At 68.2% G+C, this 19,639-nt stretch carries 22 protein-coding genes; 5 read left to right on the forward strand and 17 right to left on the reverse strand.

All coding sequences use genetic code 11. The features are described 5' to 3' along the window. Positions 1 to 34 precede the first annotated feature (34 nt). From V4U86_RS06170 to V4U86_RS06205, 8 genes are all read right to left on the reverse strand, one after another. Entirely contained in the window at positions 35 to 1,615 is a 1,581-nt protein-coding gene (locus tag V4U86_RS06170) for a solute symporter family protein (RefSeq protein WP_395311925.1), read from the reverse strand. Positions 1,616 to 1,659: 44 nt separating this feature from the next. After that, the gene (locus V4U86_RS06175; RefSeq protein WP_395311926.1) at positions 1,660 to 1,950 is read right to left on the reverse strand and encodes a DUF485 domain-containing protein; all 291 of its coding nucleotides are present in this window, start codon (positions 1,948 to 1,950) and stop codon (positions 1,660 to 1,662) included. A 204-nt stretch (positions 1,951 to 2,154) separates the two neighbouring features. Continuing rightward, positions 2,155 to 3,885: a cation acetate symporter gene (locus tag V4U86_RS06180; RefSeq protein ID WP_395310406.1), complete on the reverse strand. Its 1,731-nt coding sequence runs from the start codon at positions 3,883 to 3,885 to the stop codon at positions 2,155 to 2,157. Beyond that, positions 3,882 to 4,241, reverse strand: coding sequence for a hypothetical protein (locus V4U86_RS06185; protein ID WP_395310407.1), 360 nt, complete (start codon positions 4,239 to 4,241; stop codon positions 3,882 to 3,884). The genes V4U86_RS06180 and V4U86_RS06185 overlap by 4 nt, the downstream gene beginning before the upstream one ends. Further along, positions 4,234 to 5,022: a LytR/AlgR family response regulator transcription factor gene (locus tag V4U86_RS06190; protein WP_395310408.1), complete on the reverse strand. Its 789-nt coding sequence runs from the start codon at positions 5,020 to 5,022 to the stop codon at positions 4,234 to 4,236. Before V4U86_RS06190 ends, V4U86_RS06185 begins: the two co-directional genes overlap by 8 nt. After that, positions 5,019 to 6,215, reverse strand: coding sequence for a sensor histidine kinase (locus V4U86_RS06195; RefSeq protein ID WP_395310409.1), 1,197 nt, complete (start codon positions 6,213 to 6,215; stop codon positions 5,019 to 5,021). Before V4U86_RS06195 ends, V4U86_RS06190 begins: the two co-directional genes overlap by 4 nt. A gap of 3 nt (positions 6,216 to 6,218) precedes the next feature. Further along, on the reverse strand, positions 6,219 to 6,515 hold the full coding sequence (locus tag V4U86_RS06200) for a DUF732 domain-containing protein (RefSeq protein ID WP_395310410.1): 297 nt from the start codon (positions 6,513 to 6,515) through the stop codon (positions 6,219 to 6,221). A gap of 118 nt (positions 6,516 to 6,633) precedes the next feature. Beyond that, on the reverse strand, positions 6,634 to 7,872 hold the full coding sequence (locus V4U86_RS06205; RefSeq protein WP_395310411.1) for an amidohydrolase: 1,239 nt from the start codon (positions 7,870 to 7,872) through the stop codon (positions 6,634 to 6,636). Between the two features lie 72 nt (positions 7,873 to 7,944). Here V4U86_RS06205 and V4U86_RS06210 point away from each other — a divergent pair, with 72 nt between their 5' ends. Then, entirely contained in the window at positions 7,945 to 8,526 is a 582-nt protein-coding gene (locus V4U86_RS06210; RefSeq protein ID WP_395310412.1) for an HhH-GPD-type base excision DNA repair protein, read from the forward strand. A gap of 64 nt (positions 8,527 to 8,590) precedes the next feature. Here V4U86_RS06210 and V4U86_RS06215 read toward each other — a convergent pair whose 3' ends face one another. Beyond that, positions 8,591 to 9,250, reverse strand: a complete 660-nt coding sequence (locus tag V4U86_RS06215; protein WP_395310413.1) for a nitroreductase family protein — start codon at positions 9,248 to 9,250, stop codon at positions 8,591 to 8,593. Positions 9,251 to 9,282: 32 nt separating this feature from the next. Here V4U86_RS06215 and V4U86_RS06220 point away from each other — a divergent pair, with 32 nt between their 5' ends. After that, a complete protein-coding gene (locus tag V4U86_RS06220; protein WP_395310414.1) occupies positions 9,283 to 9,432 on the forward strand; it encodes a DUF1059 domain-containing protein in 150 nt (49 codons plus the stop codon). 77 nt (positions 9,433 to 9,509) lie between these two features. Here V4U86_RS06220 and V4U86_RS06225 read toward each other — a convergent pair whose 3' ends face one another. Together V4U86_RS06225 and V4U86_RS06230 are read right to left on the reverse strand one after the other, a co-directional pair. Beyond that, a complete protein-coding gene (locus tag V4U86_RS06225) occupies positions 9,510 to 10,484 on the reverse strand; it encodes a hypothetical protein (RefSeq protein WP_395310415.1) in 975 nt (324 codons plus the stop codon). A 44-nt stretch (positions 10,485 to 10,528) separates the two neighbouring features. After that, the gene (locus tag V4U86_RS06230) at positions 10,529 to 11,059 is read right to left on the reverse strand and encodes a hypothetical protein (RefSeq protein WP_395310416.1); all 531 of its coding nucleotides are present in this window, start codon (positions 11,057 to 11,059) and stop codon (positions 10,529 to 10,531) included. A 133-nt stretch (positions 11,060 to 11,192) separates the two neighbouring features. Here V4U86_RS06230 and V4U86_RS06235 point away from each other — a divergent pair, with 133 nt between their 5' ends. Continuing rightward, positions 11,193 to 12,491, forward strand: coding sequence for a mannosyltransferase (locus V4U86_RS06235; RefSeq protein ID WP_395310417.1), 1,299 nt, complete (start codon positions 11,193 to 11,195; stop codon positions 12,489 to 12,491). Here the strand turns inward: V4U86_RS06235 and V4U86_RS06240 are convergent. Next, a complete protein-coding gene (locus V4U86_RS06240; RefSeq protein ID WP_395310418.1) occupies positions 12,439 to 12,720 on the reverse strand; it encodes a 4a-hydroxytetrahydrobiopterin dehydratase in 282 nt (93 codons plus the stop codon). The genes V4U86_RS06235 and V4U86_RS06240 overlap by 53 nt on opposite strands. A gap of 27 nt (positions 12,721 to 12,747) precedes the next feature. On the opposite strand from V4U86_RS06240, the gene V4U86_RS06245 reads away from it, so the two are divergent. After that, positions 12,748 to 13,140, forward strand: a complete 393-nt coding sequence (locus V4U86_RS06245) for a (deoxy)nucleoside triphosphate pyrophosphohydrolase (protein ID WP_395310419.1) — start codon at positions 12,748 to 12,750, stop codon at positions 13,138 to 13,140. 20 nt (positions 13,141 to 13,160) lie between these two features. On the opposite strand, the gene V4U86_RS06250 is transcribed toward V4U86_RS06245, so the two are convergent. Then, entirely contained in the window at positions 13,161 to 13,529 is a 369-nt protein-coding gene (locus V4U86_RS06250; protein ID WP_395310420.1) for a hypothetical protein, read from the reverse strand. 241 nt (positions 13,530 to 13,770) lie between these two features. After that, positions 13,771 to 14,037: a hypothetical protein gene (locus V4U86_RS06255; protein ID WP_395310421.1), complete on the reverse strand. Its 267-nt coding sequence runs from the start codon at positions 14,035 to 14,037 to the stop codon at positions 13,771 to 13,773. Positions 14,038 to 14,357: 320 nt separating this feature from the next. Here V4U86_RS06255 and typA point away from each other — a divergent pair, with 320 nt between their 5' ends. Further along, positions 14,358 to 16,268 carry a translational GTPase TypA gene (gene typA / locus V4U86_RS06260; RefSeq protein WP_395310422.1) on the forward strand — a complete coding sequence of 637 codons (1,911 nt, stop codon included), beginning with the start codon at positions 14,358 to 14,360 and terminating at the stop codon, positions 16,266 to 16,268. 111 nt (positions 16,269 to 16,379) lie between these two features. On the opposite strand, the gene V4U86_RS06265 is transcribed toward typA, so the two are convergent. The 3 genes from V4U86_RS06265 to V4U86_RS06275 form a co-directional block, all read right to left on the reverse strand. Continuing rightward, a complete protein-coding gene (locus tag V4U86_RS06265) occupies positions 16,380 to 16,616 on the reverse strand; it encodes a type II toxin-antitoxin system Phd/YefM family antitoxin (RefSeq protein WP_395310423.1) in 237 nt (78 codons plus the stop codon). Between the two features lie 393 nt (positions 16,617 to 17,009). Next, positions 17,010 to 18,428 (reverse strand): hypothetical protein, encoded by a 1,419-nt coding sequence (locus tag V4U86_RS06270; RefSeq protein ID WP_395310424.1) that lies wholly within the window; start codon positions 18,426 to 18,428, stop codon positions 17,010 to 17,012. A 477-nt stretch (positions 18,429 to 18,905) separates the two neighbouring features. Further along, complete coding sequence (locus tag V4U86_RS06275) at positions 18,906 to 19,568, reverse strand: GntR family transcriptional regulator (protein ID WP_395310425.1); 663 nt, start codon at positions 19,566 to 19,568, stop codon at positions 18,906 to 18,908. Between the last annotated feature and the right edge of the window lie 71 nt (positions 19,569 to 19,639).

Consider the following 19,639-nt stretch of genomic DNA (forward strand, 5'->3'; position numbering starts at 1 on the left):
ACCACCGCCGCCGATCCCGGCGATTCCGGGTCGCCTAGTGCGCCACCGCCTTCTCCGCACCCACACCGGTCAGCGACCGGACCTCCATCTCCGCGTTGACCGCCGGGTCACCGGTGTCCTTGGAGGTCAGCGTGCCGATGATGCCCAGTGCGAACGCCAGCGGGATGGACACGATGCCCGGGTTGGCCAGCGGGAACCAGGCGAAGTCCGCGCCGGGGATCATCGCCGTCTTCGTACCGGACACCGCCGGCGAGAAGATGATCAGCACGATGGTGGAGATCAGGCCGCCGTACATGCTCCACAGCGCGCCTCGGGTGTTGAACCGCTTCCAGTACAGCGAGTACACGATCGTCGGCAGGTTGGCGGCCGCGGCGACGGCGAAGGCCAGCGCCACCAGGAACGCGACGTTCTGGCCGTTGGCCAGGATGCCCAGGCCGATCGCCAGCACACCCAGCACCACCGCGGTGATGCGCGAGACCCGCACCTGCTCGGCCTCGGTCACCTCGTGCGACTTCAGCACCGAGGCGTAGATATCGTGCGCGAACGAGGCCGAGGCGGTGATGGTCAGGCCGGCGACCACGGCGAGGATGGTGGCGAAGGCGACCGCGGAGATGATGCCCAGCAGCACCACGCCACCCAGCTCCAGGGCCAGCAGTGGGGCCGCCGAGTTCACGCCGCCGGCGGCGCCGAGGATGCGGTCCGGGCCGACCAGGGCCGCCGCGCCGTACCCGAGCACCAGGGTGAACAGGTAGAAGGCGCCGATCAGGGCGATGGCCCAGACCACGCTGCGCCGGGCCTCCTTGGCGGTCGGCACCGTGTAGAACCGCATCAGCACGTGCGGCAGGCCCGCGGTGCCGAGTACCAGCGCCAGGGCCAGCGAGATGAAGTTGATCTGGCTGGTCAACGAACCGCCGTACTGCGCACCGGGGGCGAGCACGTCACGGCCGGCCACGCCCTCGGTGGTGGCGCCGGAGATGGCGGTCTGCGCCGAGGTCAGGATCTCGGAGAAGTTCAGCCCGAACTTGGTCAGCACCATCACCGTCATGAAACCGGCGCCGGCGATCAGCAGCACCGCCTTGATGATCTGCACCCAGGTGGTGCCCTTCATACCGCCGACGAGCACATAGACGATCATCAGGATGCCGACGACGGCGATGACGACGGACTGCCCGGCACGGCTGTTGATGTTCATCAGCAGGGCCACCAGGCCGCCGGCACCGGCCATCTGGGCCAGCAGGTAGAACAGCGAGACGGTGAGCGTCGAAGTGGCCGCGGCGACCCGGACCGGGCGTTGTTTGAGCCGGAAGCTCAGAACGTCGGCCATGGTGAATTTGCCGGTGTTGCGCAGTAATTCGGCCACCAGTAGCAGTGCCACCAGCCAGGCCACCAGGAACCCGATGGAGTATAGGAAGCCGTCATAGCCGTAGACCGCGATGGCGCCCGCGATGCCCAGGAAGCTCGCGGCCGACAGGTAGTCGCCGGCGATGGCGATACCGTTCTGCGGTCCGGAGAACCCGCGGCCGCCGGTGAAGAACTCGGCGGCGGTGGCGTTTTTCTTGCTGGCCCGGATCACCACGACCATGGTCACGATGACGAACAGGCCGAAGATGGCCATGTTGGCGACCGGGTTGCCGACCGCCTCGGTTGCTGCCAGGTAGTTCACTGGGCCGGTCCTTCCAGCTCTTCGCGGATCGCGGCGGCGCGCGGATCCAACTCACGGTTGGCGAACCGGACGTAGAGACCGGTGATGATGAAGGTCGTCAAGAACTGGCCGAGGCCGATGATCAGCCCGACGTTGACGACGCCGAACACCGGGGTGGCCATGAAGTCGTGCGCGAACGCGCCGAGCAGCACATAGAGGCCGTACCAGACCAGGAAAAACGCCGTCATCGGGAACACGAAGCGCCGCAGTCTGCTTCGAAGCTCCTGGAATTCGGGGCTCGCCTGCATGGCGATGAACTCTTGGCCGGTGGGGGCCGGCCGATTCTGGGTGGTGGGCACCGCGTGCTCCTGACTGTTCGAGTGTGAACCGCAACTGACTCCGAAGCGTATTGAGACTCAAGTCACAACCGGAAGTGTTCCCCCAGGTGAACCGGGTGAAACGGGGACGAGGTGCGGTGAACGGTCAGTCGTCGACGATGAACGGCGCCGGGTCTAGCCCCGGGGAAGCCGCTCGATGCCCATGCCGAGGCGCTCCGGCACGTGCATCCGGGCGAAGATCTGTGCGACATTCGGGGTGGCCGTGGTGAACGCGCTGACCACGATCATGGTCGCGAACGCCACCGGCACGCTCACCGCGGCGGGATAGCCGACCACCACCGCCGGCCAGCCGCCCAGCACCGTCTCGTCGACACCGCCGGTGATGGCCACCAGCACCGCCCCGCCGCACACCAGCCCGCCGACGATCAGTCCGCAGGCCGCCCCGGCCGCGGTCAGCCCGCGCCACCAGATGCCGAGCACCAACAGTGGGCACAGCGTGGACGCCGCGACCGCGAACGCCAGGCCGACGGTGCGCGACAGCTCCAGGTCGGACACCAGCAGTGACAGCGGGATCGGGATCAGCCCGCCGATCACCGCGGCCACCCGGAAATCCCGGACCCGTCCGCGCAACACATCGGTGGCCAGTGCCCCGGCGATACTGACCAGCAACCCCGACGACGTCGCCAGGAACGCCGCGATGGCACCCGCTGCGACCAGCGCGGCCAACAACTGCCCGAACGCCCCGCCGATCGCCGAGCCGGGCGCCAAGAGCACTGCGGCATCGGCGGTTCCGGTGATCAGCAGTTGCGGCACATACAGCCGGGAGAAGACCCCGAGCAGGATGGGGAACACATAGAACAACGACAGCAGCGCGATCACGGCCAGAGCGGTGCGCCGGGCGGCCCGGCCGTCGCGGTTGGTGTAGAAGCGCACCAGCACATGCGGCAGACCCATGGTGCCCAGAAAGGTCGCGACGATGATCGACAGCACCTGATACAGCGGGTGCCCGCCGCCCAGGCCACCGCCGGAGGCGATCCACTCCGAACCCGTGCTCGGCGTCCCGGCCACCGCCGGGGTGGCGGCACCGGCCTCCAGGGTCAGCTGGGATCCGGCGCCGACGGTGTGCTCACCGGCCGCGCCGAAGGTGGCGTCGCGCACCGGTTTTCCGTCCAGCAGCCCGGAGACCCGGATCCCGGCCGGGTCGACGACCTGGACCACGACATCGGTCTCGATCTGCACCGTGGTGGCCCGGTCCACGGTCGGCGGCAGAGGGCCGCCGAGGTCCCCGCGGTCGGAGACGAACAAGCCGAGCAGCGCCAGCGCCGGTATGGCGACGGCCGTGAGTTTCAGCCAGTACTGGAAGGCCTGCACGAAGGTGATCGACCGCATCCCGCCGCCCACCACGTTGGTGATGACGATGGCGCCGACCAACACCGGACCGATCCAGACCGGCATGCCGAGAAGGGTTTTCAGGGCCAAGCCGGCGCCCTGGTACTGCGGTGCCAGATAGAACAGGCAGATCATCACGACGACGAGCATGGCCACCCTGCGCAGCCGCGCCGAGCCGAGCCGGAACTCGGCGAAGTCGGGCACCGTGTACGCGCCGGAGCGCCGCAGCGGGGCGGCGACGAACAGCAGCAGACCGAGGTAGCCGGCGGTGAAGCCGACCGGATACCACAGCGCGTCCGCACCGTATTTCGCGATCAGGCCGGCGACCCCGAGAAACGATGCGGCCGAAAGGTATTCCCCGGAGATGGCCGCAGCGTTCCAGCGGGGCCCGACGCTGCGGGAGGCCACCAGGAAGTCAGAGGTGGTGCGCGACAGCCGAACTCCCCAGCTGCCGATCACCACCGTCGCGACGGCGGCCAGCAGCAGCGCGGCTGCGGTCAGCGGGGAGCCGGTCACGGTTCGCTGTCGACGACCCGGACGAAGTCCTTCTCGCCCTGTTCGGCCAGCCGCACATACAGTCGGCCCACGCCGTAGAGCAGCGGGTAGGGCAACACGGCCAGCAGTAGCCAGTTCAGCCGCATCCCGAACAGGGTGAGATCCGGCGCGGCGGCGCTGAGCACCAGGATCCCGGCGACCGCCAACGCGACCACCGCGGTCAGGCGCAACGCCAGCCCGAGTTGGGCGCGCACCAGTCCACGGACCAGGGCGTCACCCACGTGGGTCTGTTCCTGGACCTCCACCCGGGTGCGCACCATCCGCGCTCCCCGACGGTGCGCGAGGACCACGCGTTGCCGTTGCGGCCGCTCACTCATCGGTGCCGCCCGGTTTGAGGCTGCGCATCGGGTCGCGGACCAGTCGGTCGCGCAGTTCGCGGGCCTGGCGCCGGCTGACCGGGAGCTCCACTGCTGGCGAGTCCCCGTTGGCGCGCAGGCGTACCAGCATCGCGCCCTCGGCGGTGCGCAGTCCGGTCACCAGCCGCAGCGAGACCAGATAGGACCGGTGGATCCGTTGGAAGCCGCGGTCGCGCCAGCGGGTTTCCAAGACGCTCACCGGGATTCGCACCAGGTGCGAACCGGTGGCCGAATGCAGCCGGGCGTAGTCGCCCTCGGCCTCCACCCAACCGATGCTCTCCCGGGGGACCAGGTGGGTGATGCCACCAAGCTCGGCGGGGATGACGTCGGAGTCGGCGGCGTCGGCATCGTCGGCCGGTTCGGGTTCGTTGGTGCGGGCCTGCACGACGCGGCGCACGGCCTCGTCGAGCCGGTTCTGCCGGATCGGCTTGAGCAGATAGTCGACGGCGCCGACGTCGAACGCCGCGACCGCCTTGTCGTCGTGCGCGGTCACGAACACCACGGCGGGCCGGCTGGCGAAGTTGCGCAGTACCCCGGCGAGTTCGATTCCGGACAGGCCGGGCATGTTGATGTCCAGGAACACCGCGTCGATGTTGTGCTGGTTGAGTTCTCGCAGCGCCGAGGTAGCATCGCCGGCGGTGTGCACGGTGCCGATATCGGGATGGTCACCCAGCAGGTAGGCCAATTCGTCGAGGGCGGGGGCCTCGTCGTCGACGGCGAGCACGGTCAAATGGGCGGTCACGGGTACCCACCCCCGCCGGCGCGCACGCCCGAGCGGAACTTGGGAACTCGCATGATGACCTTGGTACCCGCTCCGATAGCTGTTTCGACCACCAGACCGTAGTCGTTGCCGAAGGCGGCGCGCAGCCGATGGTCGACATTGGTCAGGCCGACATGCGCGGACTCAGGCCGTTCGGCCAGGGCGTCGCCGGGACCGGCGCGCAGCGCATCGGGGTCCATCCCGGAGCCGTCGTCCTCGACGGTGATGACGCAGTCCGATCCGGCGTCGGTGGCGACGATCTCTACCGATCCGCCGCCCTGTCCCGCCAGGCCGTGCCGTACCGCGTTCTCCACCAACGGTTGTAGCGCCAGGAACGGCACCACCACGTTGAGCACCTCGGGGGCGACCTGCAGGCGCACCTTGAGCGCGGCACCGAACCGGGCCCGCTCCAGGGTGAGGTAGCGGTCGATGTTGCGCAGTTCCTCGGCCAGGGTGGTGTACTGCCCGGCGGCCCGGAACGAATACCGGGTGAAATCGGCGAACTCCAGGATGAGTTCGCGGGCCCGGGTGGGGTCGGTGCGCACGAACGAGGCGATGGTGTTGAGCGCGTTGTAGATGAAGTGCGGGCTGATCTGCGCGCGCAGCGCGAGCACCTCGGCCTTGTCCAGCCGGGCGCGGGAGGCATCGAGTTCGGCGAGTTCGATCTGGCTGGCGGCATAGCGGGCGACCTCGCCGACGGCGCCGAGCATGCCGGGGCCGGGGGTGCCGATGGTGACGACGACGAGCGCGCCGAGCACGTCACCGGCCTCGGTCATCAGCGGCTGGGCCACCACGGTCGAGGTGCGGGCCCCGTTGAGGACCCGGCGTTCCCCGGCGATCGACTCGGCGGCGGTCGCCGCGCAGGTTTCGGTGATGTCGGGCTGCCAGATCTGTTCATCGGCCGGGTCGGCGGCGAGCAGTTCGCCGTGGCCGTCGAACAGGGCGACGCCATTGGTGCCGGTGAGCTCGCGCAGGAACGGCGCTGCGGTGGCGGCGGATTCGGCGTCCAGCCCCCGGCGCAACGCGCGCGCAGCCTCCGAGGCGGTGTGCAGCGCGGCGTGCACGGCCCGCTCGGTGGGGGTGGCCACGACGCGGCGGGTGCGCACCACCAGGACGGCGGCCACCGCCGCCAACAGCAGCGCGACCGCCAGCGTCAGCGCAATCTGACCCGACATCGACTACTGGACCGGGCAGGCGTACTTCCTGGCCACGTCGAACACCCGCTCCTGCGCGCCGGGCCCGATGACCCCCTGGGCCGCCAACTCCAGACCGATGTAGCCGGGCAGACCGCCCACGCAGGCCTGGTGCATGGCGCGCCAGGCGGTGTCGGGATTCAGGTTGTAGCCGTTGCGCTGCAGACCGCCCAGGTACTCGTCGAAGGCGGGGGTGCCCTGCTCGGGGATGGCGTGCGCGGTGCCAGCCAGGGCGATGGAGGCGGCCACGGCCGCAACGACAGGTGCGATCACGCGTCTCATGTCTGTCTCCTTTTGGGCCCGTTCGGCTGGTCAGGAGTTTACGTTCGCACACCGCACCGACACCGGCCCCCGGATTCGTCGTACTTCTGGAGAGCGCGCCCCTCCTCGGCGGGCAGTTTCAGGCCGCCAGCCAGGCCAGCGCGGCGACCACGAGGGCCTGGGTTCCGGTGTCCAAAGTGGGCTGGATGACGGGGGCGAAGGTCGGGGAGTGGTTGACCGGGATGTCCTGGCCGACACGGCCGGATTCGACGGCCGTGCGGTAGAGCTGTTCGTCGGCGCCTCCGACGCCCCAGAAGGTGTACGGCGCGCCCAGGGCCCGGGGCAGCTCGCTGAAGTCCTCGCTGGCGGTTCCGGGACCGATCTGGATGGATCGTTCGCCGAAGTATCCGGCGAACGCCTCGCTCACCCGGTCGGTGACAGCCTCGTCGTTGATCGTCGGCGGGAACCGGTCGTAGAGCTCGAATTCGGGCTCCTTCGGGGAATTCGATGCCTGGCATTCGGCGGCGACGACGCGCCGGATTGCTGCCAGTACCGCGTCGCGGACGGCTTCGTCGTAGGTGCGCAGATTGACTTCCAGGACCGCGCGATCGGAGATCACGTTGCTCTTGCTGCCCGCATGAATGCTGCCGACGGTCAACACCACGGTCTCGGTGGGGGCGACTTCCCGGGAGACGATGGTCTGCAGTCGCAGCACGATCATGGCCGCGAGCACCACCGGATCGACACCCGCCTGCGGCATCGAACCGTGGGTGCCCCGGCCGTAGACCGTGATCCGGAGGCTGTCGGCGGCCGTCAGCATCGGGCCGCGGTGGGTGGCCACCCGGCCCGCCGGTATCGGGAAGACATGTTGGGCCAGCGCGACATCCACCGGCGGGAGGAGCTCGGCCAGACCGTCGTCGACCATGCCGCGGGCACCGTCGCCGACCTCCTCGGCGGGTTGGAAGACGACGATCGCGGTCCCCGACCAATGCTCGGTGCCTGCGGCGAGCAGCGTTGCGGCACCGAGCAGGCAGGCGACGTGCACGTCGTGACCGCAGGCATGCATGACGGGCACATCGTCGCGGCGCACGGTGCTCGCGTAGGGCAGGCCAGTGGCCTCCTGGACGGGCAGCGCGTCCATATCGGCGCGCAGCAACACCGACCCGCCGCTGCCGTTGCGCAGGATGCCGACGACACCGGTGCCGCCGATCCCGTCGTGCACCTCGTAGCCGGCGGCGCGCAACCGGTCGACGACCAGCTGCGCCGTGCGGTGTTCCTGATGCGACAGCTCGGGGTGCTGGTGCAGATCCCGATAAAGGTCCTCCTGCCAGGACCTGATGTCGGGGAGCCGTTGCAGCACTGCGGTGGCCGCGCTCATGCTCGCCAGTCTGGCAGGAGTCACCTCGCGGCGAGCGCTTCTGTTGAAACTCGACGTCGTAGGCTTGCCGACATGTCCGGGAATCTGTGCCTGACCCAAGATCCAGCGTCTGACGCGTTACTCGAGTCCAACCCGTTCGCGTTGTTGGTCGGCATGCTGCTGGACCAGCAGATCCCGATGGAGACGGCGTTCGCCGGGCCGAAGAAGATCGCCGACCGCATCGGCGCGGTGGACGCCCGCCAGATCGCGGACTACAACCCGGACGAGTTCGTCGCGCTGTGCTCGGAAACCCCTGCGATCCACCGCTTCCCCGGGTCGATGTCCAAGCGGGTGCAGGCGTTGGCGCAGGCCGTCGTCGACGAGTACGACGGTGACGTCACTGCGCTGTGGACCGCCGGCGACCCGGATGGGGCCGAGGTGCTGCGCCGGCTCAAGCTGCTGCCCGGCTTCGGTGACCAGAAGGCCCGCATCTTCCTCGCCCTGCTGGGCAAGCAGTACGGGGTGACCCCGGACGGGTGGCGCGCCGCGGCGGGGGATTACGGCAAGGCGGGCACGCACATGTCGGTGGCCGATGTGGTGGACGCCGGCTCGCTGCAGGAGGTCCGGGCGTACAAGAAGAAGATGAAGGCCGCCGCGAAGGCTGCGAAGGCCTGATCCGAGGCGTTGACTCTGCGCTCAGGGCGGGAAAGTGCGAGTGGCGCCCGCCCTCACCGCAGAGTCAACCCGAGAACGCGGGGCCGTCGAACCGCTCCCGGGTGACGAACTCCGACACCGGGCGACGCGTCAGCTTGGTCAGCTGCTTGACCGGCTTGCCCAACGGCACCACCGCCGCGACGGCGAACTCGTCGGGGATGCCCAACAACTCCTTCACCGCGGCCTCTTCGGGCACCACCATGGTGGTGAGCACGCCACCGAAGCCCTCGTTGCGGGCGGCGAGCAGGATGTTCCACACCAGCGGGTACACCGACGCACCGGCCACCACCCCGACCCGGTCCAGGTCCTGATCGAACGCGGCGACCACACCCAGGTCCACGCAGACCACCAGGACCACCTCGGCGTCGATCAAGTGCGCTTGCCGCCGCACCCGCACCGCGGCGAGGTCCTCGGCCGACACGCCCATGGGGTGCAGCGGGTTCCACGGGTTCTCTCCGTTGCGCTGCTGGGCGACGTAGCGTCGCGATCCGGTGGCGCCGAGGTCGGAGAGCGCTTCCTTGGTCGCCTGGTCGCGGATCACCACCACCCGGGTGCCCTGACGGTTGCCGCCGCTGGGCGCGAACCGGGCGTTGTCCAGGATCCGGGCCAGCGTTTCGTCGGGCAGCGGATCGCCGGTGAACGCCCGGACCGCCCCGGTTGTGCGCATAACGTCGTAGATATCCATGCCCACCATCATGCGTATGCGAAGGTAGGCATATGGCGAAGACACATCTGAACTGCCCGTGCGGCGAGGCGATCCAGGGCTCCGATGAGGACGATCTGGTGGAAAAGGCGCAGAAGCACCTCGCGGAGTCGCATCCCGGCCGTGAATACGACCGGGAGATGATCCTGTTCATGGCCTACTGAGGCAGCCCCGAAAAAGAGTATTCCCGGCCGTCACGCACACGCGTTGACGACCGGGAATGCTGCTTTGCGGGAACGTGTTACGGGACCACCGTGGAGCCGATGGTGGGCATGAACTGGCACTGCTTCTCGGTCGTGGTGACCTGACCGAAGATCGTCGACATGATGCTGCCGGAGCCGGTGTCGGCGATGGCGGTCAGCGTGGTCGGGCCCTCCGGGTTGATGTTGGCCTGCGGCTTGAGCGTCGCGGTCCCGGACTTGCCGGTGCTCAGATTCACCCACGTGACGTTCAGCGGCAGCTTCTGCTCGGCCGCGGGGCCGGGCGTGCCGATGGCGGTGAAGACGTAGGCGGTCTGGCCCGCGGCCGGGCCGGGGGCGGGAATGGTGGCCGGACCGGCCACCGAGATGGCGGTGGCCAGCACGTTGCCGCCGTCGGCGAGGCAGCCGTTGCTGATCGACGGATACATGAAGTCCTGCGTCGTCGGCGCGTCGGGACCGAACGACGGTGTCGCTCCGGCGGGGGGCGCCGGGGCCGGTGCGGGCGCGGCCAGCGGTTCGGCCGGCGGCGCGGGGGCGGGCGCAGGTTCGGGCGCCGGGGCCGGGACGGGGACATCGACGACCGGCGCGGCGGCCGCGGGTGCCGGCACATCCTTGGGCACGGCCATCGGGACCGGACCCACCGAATACGCCGGATCGACGCCGGCGGGCAGATGCGCCTGGGCGCCCGCGCCGGCCGCAGGCACGTGGGCCTGCGGCTCGGACGCGAACTGGCTCACCGCGGACGCGACATTCAACGAATCACTGGGGGCCGCCGCGTTTCCGGCGAACGCGGCGGCGGCGGCCATCAGCATCGACGCGGCATCGCCCGGATTGGCAGCCGCCTGCTGGATCGCCGGGCTGAGCATTTCCATCGCCGGAAGTCCCGGAGCCTGTAGACCGTTGATCGGCAGCGGCATGGGCGCGGCCGGGTCGGCGTGGGCTGGGACCGCGACGCCGCCGCCCAGCACCAGTGCGCAGGCAGTGGTGCTGGTCAGCATTGTCCGGATCGATGGCATGACTCCCCCTGGTGGTTTTTTCGGTGACGGGCGGTTACTGACGATCAGGGCAGACCGGAGACCGGCAGGAACATCGGCACCAGCGACTGGGCGGCAGCATCGGCCGGCGACGACACCGGAGCCGCGCCCGGTGCCCCGGGTGCGGCCGGGGCGGTGGCCGCCGGGGCCTGTGGCAGCAGACCGGCGAGCGGGGTGCCCGCCGGCATCAGCGACGCCAGACTGGCGGGCATCAGGTTCTGCACCCCGGCCATCGCGGGAGCGGCAGCCGCGGCGGCGGGCAGCGCGGCGGCTGCGCCCGGTGCCTGCGGCAGGTTGAGCGATGCGGTGGCGGTCGGCGCCGGGGTGATCGGGTCGACCGGCAGGGTGGACGCAGCGGTGCCGCCACCGGTGAACGCCGACGCGAGGCCCTGGATGAGCTGCGGCGCGGCGGCCGGCAGACTGGCCAGCTGGTTCACGAACGGCAGGTTCGGCGCGGCGGGTGCCGGCACCGGCGCGGGTGGCGCCGGGATCGGCTCGGCCGCGGCGGCGGGGCTGAGCATCAGGGCGGTGGCGACGGCGCCTGCTCCGGCAATCATGCTGGCGGCAAACGCTTTTCTGGTTGGTGACACGGGACTCCCCATTTCGTTGACGGCACGTCTGAATCCGACGGTACGGAGTTACTGGTGTTACTCAAGTGACAAGAGTGGCGTTTATTCAACCGTTACAGAGGTGTGCGTCGATGGTGACCGCCCGCCCGGCAGCGCGGGTCGACGGTGCGGGGTCGATAGAGTCGGGCCGGTAGACACCAAACACAACACCGGTCCGACGGCGCAGCTCTATCGCTGGGCGCCGCTGCTGTCATTGGTCAGCATCGCCGCCCGGCTAGCCTGGACCTACCTGGTGCCCAACGGCGCCAACTTCGTCGATCTGCACGTCTACGTCGGCGGGGCCGACACCCTGGAACATCCCGGCGCGCTCTACGACTACGTCTACGCCGAGCAGACCCCGGACTTCCCGCTGCCGTTCACCTATCCGCCGTTCGCGGCGGTGGTGTTCTATCCGCTCAGCCTGCTGCCGTTCGGCGTGGTGGCCCTGCTCTGGCAACTCGGCATCTTCGCCGCGCTCTACGGGGTGGTGCGGATCAGCCTGCGCCTGCTCGACCGTACCGATATGCGGCCGGCGCTGCTGTGGACCGCGGCCGGTATCTGGACCGAGCCGCTGCGCAGCACATTCGACTACGGCCAGATCAACGTCCTGTTGGTGCTCGCGGTGCTGTGGGCGGTGCAGAGCAGCAGATGGTGGCTCTCGGGCCTGCTGGTCGGATTGGCCGCCGGGGTCAAGCTCACCCCGGCCATCGCCGGACTGTATTTCGTCGGCGTGCGCCGCTGGGGGGTGGCGGTGTTCTCCGCGGTGGTCTTCCTCGGCACCGTCGGCGTGTCGGCGCTGGTGGTTGGCGAGCAGGCGCGCTACTACTTCACCGACCTGCTGGGCGACGCCCGCCGGGTCGGGCCGATCGGTACCTCGTTCAACCAGTCCTGGCGGGGCGCGATCTCGCGGATCCTCGGGCACGACGCCGGATACGGACCGATCGTGATCGCGGCGCTCCTGCTGACCGCGGTGCTGGCGCTGTTGGCGTGGCGGGCCATCGGCACCGACGACCGGCTCGGCGGCATCGTCACGGTGCAACTGTTCGGGCTGGTGCTCTCGCCGATCTCGTGGACCCATCACTGGGTGTGGCTGATCCCGCTGATGATCTGGCTGCTGCACGGACCGCTGCGGGAACGGATCGGTGCCCGCGTGCTGGGCTGGGGATGGCTGGCGTTGGCCCTGATCGGGGTGCCGTGGCTGCTGAGCTTCGCGCAGCCGACCATCTGGGAGATCGGACGGCCCTGGCATCTGGCGTGGGCGGGCCTGGTCTACCCGGTGGCCACGCTCGCCACCCTGGGCTGGATCGCCACCGCCGGCAGATCGGCCACTATCCGAGCAGCTGATCGATCGCTTTCGCCATCTCCAGATCCTGGTCGGTGATACCGCCGGCGGAATGCGTCACCAGTGCGAAAGTAATTGTCCGCCAACGGATGTCGATGTCGGGGTGATGATCCTTCTGCTCGGCCACCTCGGCGACGCGGCGGACGGCGTCGATACCGTCGAGGAACGCCGGGAACTTCACCGACCGGCGCAGCGCCCCGTCGGACCGTTCCCAGCCGTTGAGGTCGGGCAGTGCGGCGTCGACTTGGTCGTTCGTTAACACAGCCATGGTTTCGACGGTATACCGTCAACCGCGATGAATGGGCAGATCGTCGTTGCGGGAGCACTTGTTTCACAGGGTGCGTTGCTTGTCGCCCAGCGTGAACGGCCGCCGGAACTGGCCGGTCTGTGGGAGCTGCCCGGTGGCAAGGCTGCGGCGGGGGAGAGCGACGCCGACGCGCTGGTCCGTGAGTTGCACGAGGAACTCGGGATCACCGTCACCGTCGGCGCCCGGATCGGTGCGGACGTGGCGCTCAGCCCCACCGTGACGCTGCGCGCCTACCTGGTGACCGCCGGTGTGGGCAGCCCGCATCCGCACGATCACCGCGCGCTGCGCTGGGTGCGGGCCGAGGAACTGGACGCTCTGGCCTGGGTGCCTGCCGACCGCGGTTGGGTGCCGGATCTGGTTGCCGCCCTTCGGGCTTCGTAGGTGCCCGGTGGGGCGTCAGATCACCAGCTGCCGATGGGTGCGCCCTGGCGGAACTCGCCGTTGGCGCGGACACCGAACGGAGCCGACGAGGTGCCCGGGACCGCGATGATGCCCTCGCGGACGATGCCCTGTGCCATCACGCCGCCACTGTCCGGGCGGCGGTTCTCGCCGGTGGCCCCGCGCGCCACGCCCTGGCCGGTGCGGCGCAGTGCGTTCTTGTCGACGAGCACGGCCTGGCGGCTGGTGACGTTCGGGCGCGGCTTGACCTCGACGACGTCGGCGCTGGCGGTGGCGGAACTGACAGTGACGAACGCGGCGGCGATGGCGGCCGATCCGATGCCCAGGACGGTCAGCTTGGTGGCGGAACGTGCAAGGCTGCGGGCGCTCATCGGCATATGGTCCTACCCCTTCGTCGCAGCGACCCGCTCTGGCCGCTTGCCGGGGAAGGTTACCAACTGTTCCGGCGGTGGTGGGGTATGCTCGGCCGCCCGCTGAGGAATCCTCAGCCGTCTCATTGACGACCAGGTAAATTGCCGGGAATTAAGGGAAATCCACAGATTTTCCTTGCGATCGCAAGGAATGGAGCACTGGTCGGCGGCCGGGTGGGCCGCCGGGCGTCTCAGCGCTGGGTCAGTACCGGAGACGGTCGCCGACCACCCGCACGGGGTGGTCGGGATGGCGGGCGTTGTAGATCGGGTGCAGCAGGGCCTGGTGCCGGCATTGCGGGCAGGAGGTCTGCGCGGCCCTGGCCGAGGACACCGTCAGATGGTGACATGCGGCACACCGAACGACGTGCACGGCGCCGAACCAGTTGAACAGACCGACGTAGATCGCGAGCGTCGTCGCCAGCGCCAGCACCACGATCAGCGCCACCGTGAGGGCCTCGTAAACGGTCATGATCGATACCTCCAACCACCGTCTGGCGGGTGCCTCCACGGTACGCCGCAAAGCCCGTCAACGACAGGTATCGATCCTGCTCATCACGCCTTTCGGGCGCGCCTGTAGACCTCCTCCAATTCCTTGCCCTTGATGCCGTGATGGGCGGCCTTGTGCACCTTGTGCAGTACCAGTGGGCACTTCTTGCACCGCGGCTTACTGCGACAGCACTTTTTCTTCGGCTTGGCCGAGAGCAGTTTCTTCACGCCCGCCTTCCGCTGGACTCGGTCGTTTCGGTGTTGACTCGGTCGTTTTCGTGATCGGGTACCTGCACTGCGACAATGGCGGTTGTGGAATCTCGCCCCAATTTTCGCAACGTAGCCATCGTCGCGCACGTCGACCACGGTAAGACAACGCTGGTCGACGCCATGCTGCGGCAGTCCGGTGCGTTGTCGCACCGCGGTGATGATGCCACCGAACGCATCATGGACTCCGGTGACCTTGAGAAGGAAAAAGGCATCACCATCCTGGCCAAGAACACCGCGGTGCACCGGCACAACCCGGACGGCACGGTGACCGTCATCAACGTGATCGACACCCCCGGACACGCCGACTTCGGTGGCGAGGTCGAACGCGGCCTGTCGATGGTCGACGGCGTGGTGCTGTTGGTGGACGCCTCCGAAGGGCCGCTGCCCCAGACCCGCTTCGTGCTGCGCAAGGCGCTGGCCGCGCACCTGCCGGTGATCGTGGTGGTCAACAAGACCGACCGGCCCGACGCGCGCATCGCAGAGGTCGTCGAGGAGAGCCACGACCTGCTGCTCGATGTCGCCTCCGATCTCGACGAGGAGGCCCAGGCCGCCGCCGAGAAGGCGCTGGACCTGCCCACCCTGTACGCCTCCGGCCGGGCCGGCATCGCCAGCACCACCGCACCCGAGAACGGCCAGAACCCGGACGGGGAGAACCTCGACCCGCTGTTCGACGTGCTGATGGAGCACATCCCGCCGCCCAAGGGCGATCCGGAGGCGCCGTTGCAGGCGCTGGTGACCAACCTCGACGCCTCGGCGTTCCTGGGCCGCCTCGCGCTGGTCCGCATCTACAAGGGCAAGCTCCGCAAGGGCCAGCAGGTTGCCTGGATGCGTGAGGTCGACGGGCACCCCGTCATCACCAACGCCAAGATCACCGAACTACTGGTGACCGTCGGCGTCGAGCGCACCCCGACCGAAGAGGCCGTGGCCGGTGACATCGTCGCCGTCGCCGGCATGCCGGAGATCATGATCGGCGACACCCTGGCCGACCCCGACCATGCACACGCGCTGCCGCGCATCACCGTCGACGAGCCGGCCATCTCGGTCACCGTCGGCACCAACACCTCGCCGCTGGCCGGCAAGGTGTCCGGGCACAAGCTGACCGCGCGCATGGTCAAGAACCGGCTGGACGCCGAACTGGTCGGCAACGTCTCGCTCAAGGTCGTCGACATCGGTCGTCCCGACGCCTGGGAGGTGCAGGGCCGCGGGGAGCTGGCGCTGGCCATCCTCGTCGAGCAGATGCGCCGTGAGGGGTTCGAGCTGACCGTCGGCAAACCGCAGGTGGTCACCCAGACCATCGACGGCAAGCTGCACGAGCCGTTCGAGGCGCTGACCATCGACTGTCCGGAGGAGTTCCTCGGCGCCATCACCCAGCTGATGGCCGCCCGCAAGGGCCGCATGGAGCAGATGGCCAACCACGCCGCCGGGTGGGTCCGGATGGACTTCATCGTGCCCAGCCGCGGCCTGATCGGCTTCCGCACCGACTTCCTGACCCTGACCCGCGGCACCGGCATTGCCAACGCCGTGTTCGACGGCTACCGCCCGTGGGCCGGTGAGATCCGCGCCCGGCACACCGGCTCGCTGGTCTCCGATCGCAGCGGCCAGATCACCCCGTTCGCGATGATCCAGCTCGCCGACCGCGGGCAGTTCTTCGTCGAGCCGGGCGAGGAGACCTACGAGGGCCAGGTCGTCGGGATCAACCCGCGCGCCGAGGATCTCGACATCAATATCACCCGCGAGAAGAAGCTGACCAACATGCGCAGCTCGACCGCCGACGTGATGGAGACGCTGGCCCGGCCACTGGAACTCGACCTGGAGAAGGCCATGGAGTTCTGCGCCGAGGACGAGTGTGTCGAGGTCACCCCCGAGATCGTCCGGGTGCGCAAGGTCGAGCTGACCGCCAGCCTGCGGGCCCGAGCCAAGGCGCGGGCCAAGGCGCGGGGGTAGGCGTTCAGGCGCAGCGCACCGGATAGTCGCGCAGCCGCGCGTCGCTGGTGACGAGATCGAGACGCTCGGTGACGGTCCCGCAGATTTCGGGATCGTTGCCGGGGTCGGTGATCATCCGTACCAGTCGCGTTCCTCGCGAGTAGAGAAGTCGTCGAAGTCGGCCGGCATGGTCACCCGGCCCTTCCACATGCCCGGCCGGCGCGCGACCTGAGTGGGCCGGTACGGGACCAAACGCGCCACCGGTCGGCCGTTCCGGCTGATCACCACCTCGTCGCCATGCTCTACGCGGGCGAGTAGGCGCAAGAAATGCGACTTGGCGTCGTAGGCATTGACCATGTCAGGGCCCATGACGACAGCCTAGGACGCCCGACTAGACCTGACCAGACTTATGTGGATCGGCATTGAAGGGACGCTTGGACTCACGGAGTCCGGGAGCGCGCTAGCCAAAAACGTCACGGCCTGAGTGCGAATTCGCCGCCAGCGCAAGCGGTAGGGCGTCGGCGCGGTGGGTGCGCGCGGTTAAAGGCGGCGATGTCGGCGTCGATGCGCTGGGACAGAGACCGGCACCGCCGGATGCCTTGGCGCAGATGCCAAATCGCGGTGACAGCCACCATCAGCCACCACACGACATCCATCCGTGGCGCCTCTTTCGTTGACAGGCCAAGGGAATCGGCCTCCACTAGGGGGAGGTGGGAGTAGGAAGGCCGATTCCCTTGGTTCTCGTCGGCACTCAGAAACGCGTCAGCTGTCGCTGCCGCTGTCGGAGTCACCATTTGAGCCTCCGGCGTCATTGCCGGAGGAGTTGTTACCGGAACCTGCGCCGGAATTGCCGGCCGCTGGGCTGTCCGAATCATCATCATCGGCGCCGGCGTTCAGGCCCGAGCCGTTTCCGGTGGTGTTGCCCGAGCTGGTGTTGTCGGGTTCTTCCGTATCGCCGCCGCTGAGATCGGTGGCATCGTCCGGTGTTTCCGAAATGTCCGAGTCCTCGGATCCGGTGGAATCTTCACCGGTTTCCTCGGAATCCTCTGTACCCTCGGCAGTTTCGGTGTCCGCGAGTTCTTCGGTGACCGTGGTCTCCTCGGTTTCGTCGGAAACAGGTGTCTCGGCTTCCGGTGCTTCCTCGGTGACCGTGCCGGTTTCGCCGCCGGTGGGGGGCTCGGTTGTTTCGGCCGAAGTCTCCTCTGCCGTCGCTTGACCCGCCGCGTGTTCGGTCGTCGGTCCGGCGTCCAGCAAGACCAGCTGTGCGTTGGCCGATGGCAGCGCGGCGACGTCGTTGACGAGCGCTGTGCTGGCGGGTGCGGGCGGGGCTAGCGCCGCCGCGATGGCCCGTGGGATGTGGATGAGCAGCGCACTGCCGAGGCTCCATGCGGTGTTCGTCACAGCACTGAAACTGAGGAGCCCGGTAGTCCTACGTATAACCCCGTTGGGCAGCACAACCTTCTGCCCGTTGAGCAACGCGTCGGTGAGGAATGCCGGGGCGTTGATGATCGTGCTCAGCGCCGAGACAGGGGCGCCGGCCTTCGCGGCGTCGAGGAACTCTTGTCCGACCGCGGCGACCGCACCAATCATCGTGTTTAGAACGTTGAGCAACCCGAACGCAGGCTTACCGATGATTCCGGTATTGGCGCCCACCGCGACCATCGTTTCGAACACGTTCGCCAGGTTCTGGGCAATCCGGTAGGGCAGGGACAGAAGCGGAACCATGCCAAATCCGGCGATCCCCAAGGCCGTCACGGCGAACTTCATCACCTGCGCCGCGCCTACCAGGTCACCTTGACCAAGAGCGGTCATGATTTCCGGCACTCGCCGCTGGATGGTCTCGACGGTCCACTGGACGAGACCTTCGGCGGTGGACGACAGCGCAGTGCCGATCATGTCCGCATACCCCGTCTGATTGGCGATGATCTGCCGCACGACCGGGAATGGATCGGTACCCGCTTCGGTCAGCAGCCTGTCCAAACTGGTTTGCGTCGTCGTGAGTACCTCGCCCCAATATGCGATCGGGTTGACGAAGCTGCTGGCGGCGAGCTGAACCTCAACCGATGAGACTGTCCGCGGTTGAATATCGGGCAGGGGCGGGGCGACGGGCGCTATAGCAATAGCGCCCGCTCCTACCAGGGTTATGGCGGCCGTGGAGAACGGCCGCAGTGCTGTGTGCATCGAATTCCCTTCATTGGTTCTGGAACGCAGGTGCGAGGACGTGCTTGCTGCTGTCCGCCAGGCCGGTACAGCGCTCACATGTGGCCGTGGTGCGGGTTTCACCGGCGTTCCCTCTTCTCTCGTGGGGTGGCGTCACCGATGGGCATCGCTGACCGGCAGACGGTAACCCAGTGCGGGCAGTAATGAATGCAATTTTGTAGAACAAGTTCTAGAAAATTGATGCGAGCATCGAGGTAAGCGGTCGGGGAACGCTTGCCATCCACCATCCGGTCGGTTAATTAGAGTTGCTAGATAGCGCTGCTATCAGCAAATCCACGCATTTTGCGCTGATAGCGGCGCCTGGAGCCGGTTGTAGACGTTTGCTTGCGCGGTCAGGGCGTCTCGCGGTTGGTATCGCTCCCGCGCCTCCGTTGGCCGCCACGGAGCATCTCAAATTGAATGCAAACTGACGAACGAAGGCCGCAGGGGGCTATCGCATCAGGCCGGGGCGGCGTCGCTGAGCACTCCGCGTAGCGTCAACTCGGCGAGCATCGTCTTCGCCATCAGTTCGGAGCGTTGCAGGCACGCGGCCCGGGCGCCCTCGGGGTCGCGCCGACGGATCGCCGCGATCTCCTCTTCGTAGCTCGGCAGGAAGTCGCTTCTGCTGCCGGGGTAGTTCCAGAAATCGACCGGAACGAAGCTCTGGGCCGCGCGGATCGCCGCCTGTAACCGCGGTCCCGCGTATTCCTCGATGATCGGCACCCGGTAAGCCCAGCAGGCTTCCTGAAAACCGTTGGCAGTCTTGGCCGTTCGCAACGCCCGCAACGATGTGTCGAGATGCCCGATGATCCGCGGCGTGGGATTGATCGCCGCTCGCGCCGCCGCGACGCCGTTGAGCATCCCGTACAACTCGTGATGCTCCATGATCACCGCTTCGTCGAACCGTTCGACGAAGGCGCCGCGGTGATAGCGCGTCGCCAGGATGCCTTCGTGCTCGAGCTGCAGGATCGCCTCTTGAACGGGGATGCGGCTCAGGCCCAGCTCCTCGGTGAGCTGGTTGCGATCGATCCGGTCACCGGTGCGCAGTTCGCCGCGCAGGATCAGGTTGATGATGTGTTCGACAACTTGATCCTTGTCCTTGACCCCGTATGTCTTCGGCATCTCACCTCGTTCCCCCGTGTGGCGCGTTTGCAATGACCCAGTTTCGCACCCGGCTGTGACGCACGTGAAAC

The sequence above is a fragment of the Mycobacterium sp. AMU20-3851 genome, from assembly GCF_043974665.1.
GTDB lineage: Bacteria > Actinomycetota > Actinomycetes > Mycobacteriales > Mycobacteriaceae > Mycobacterium.

Bases quoted from the DNA above. Each gene is read 5' to 3' on its own strand.
- V4U86_RS06200 (WP_395310410.1), bottom strand. From the start codon at position 6,515: ATGAGACGCGTGATCGCACCTGTCGTTGCGGCCGTGGCCGCCTCCATC.
- V4U86_RS06215 (WP_395310413.1), bottom strand. From the start codon at position 9,250: ATGGATATCTACGACGTTATGCGCACAACCGGGGCGGTCCGGGCGTTC.
- V4U86_RS06205 (WP_395310411.1), bottom strand. From the start codon at position 7,872: ATGAGCGCGGCCACCGCAGTGCTGCAACGGCTCCCCGACATCAGGTCC.
- V4U86_RS06265 (WP_395310423.1), bottom strand. From the start codon at position 16,616: ATGGGCCCTGACATGGTCAATGCCTACGACGCCAAGTCGCATTTCTTG.
- V4U86_RS06250 (WP_395310420.1), bottom strand. From the start codon at position 13,529: ATGAGCGCCCGCAGCCTTGCACGTTCCGCCACCAAGCTGACCGTCCTG.
- V4U86_RS06210 (WP_395310412.1), top strand. From the start codon at position 7,945: ATGTCCGGGAATCTGTGCCTGACCCAAGATCCAGCGTCTGACGCGTTA.
- V4U86_RS06195 (WP_395310409.1), bottom strand. From the start codon at position 6,215: ATGTCGGGTCAGATTGCGCTGACGCTGGCGGTCGCGCTGCTGTTGGCG.
- V4U86_RS06220 (WP_395310414.1), top strand. From the start codon at position 9,283: ATGGCGAAGACACATCTGAACTGCCCGTGCGGCGAGGCGATCCAGGGC.
- V4U86_RS06255 (WP_395310421.1), bottom strand. From the start codon at position 14,037: ATGACCGTTTACGAGGCCCTCACGGTGGCGCTGATCGTGGTGCTGGCG.
- V4U86_RS06270 (WP_395310424.1), bottom strand. From the start codon at position 18,428: ATGCACACAGCACTGCGGCCGTTCTCCACGGCCGCCATAACCCTGGTA.
- V4U86_RS06225 (WP_395310415.1), bottom strand. From the start codon at position 10,484: ATGCCATCGATCCGGACAATGCTGACCAGCACCACTGCCTGCGCACTG.
- V4U86_RS06230 (WP_395310416.1), bottom strand. From the start codon at position 11,059: ATGATTGCCGGAGCAGGCGCCGTCGCCACCGCCCTGATGCTCAGCCCC.
- V4U86_RS06275 (WP_395310425.1), bottom strand. From the start codon at position 19,568: ATGCCGAAGACATACGGGGTCAAGGACAAGGATCAAGTTGTCGAACAC.
- V4U86_RS06240 (WP_395310418.1), bottom strand. From the start codon at position 12,720: ATGGCTGTGTTAACGAACGACCAAGTCGACGCCGCACTGCCCGACCTC.
- V4U86_RS06245 (WP_395310419.1), top strand. From the start codon at position 12,748: ATGAATGGGCAGATCGTCGTTGCGGGAGCACTTGTTTCACAGGGTGCG.
- typA (WP_395310422.1), top strand. From the start codon at position 14,358: ATGGCGGTTGTGGAATCTCGCCCCAATTTTCGCAACGTAGCCATCGTC.
- V4U86_RS06175 (WP_395311926.1), bottom strand. From the start codon at position 1,950: ATGCAGGCGAGCCCCGAATTCCAGGAGCTTCGAAGCAGACTGCGGCGC.
- V4U86_RS06185 (WP_395310407.1), bottom strand. From the start codon at position 4,241: ATGAGTGAGCGGCCGCAACGGCAACGCGTGGTCCTCGCGCACCGTCGG.
- V4U86_RS06170 (WP_395311925.1), bottom strand. From the start codon at position 1,615: ATGGCCATCTTCGGCCTGTTCGTCATCGTGACCATGGTCGTGGTGATC.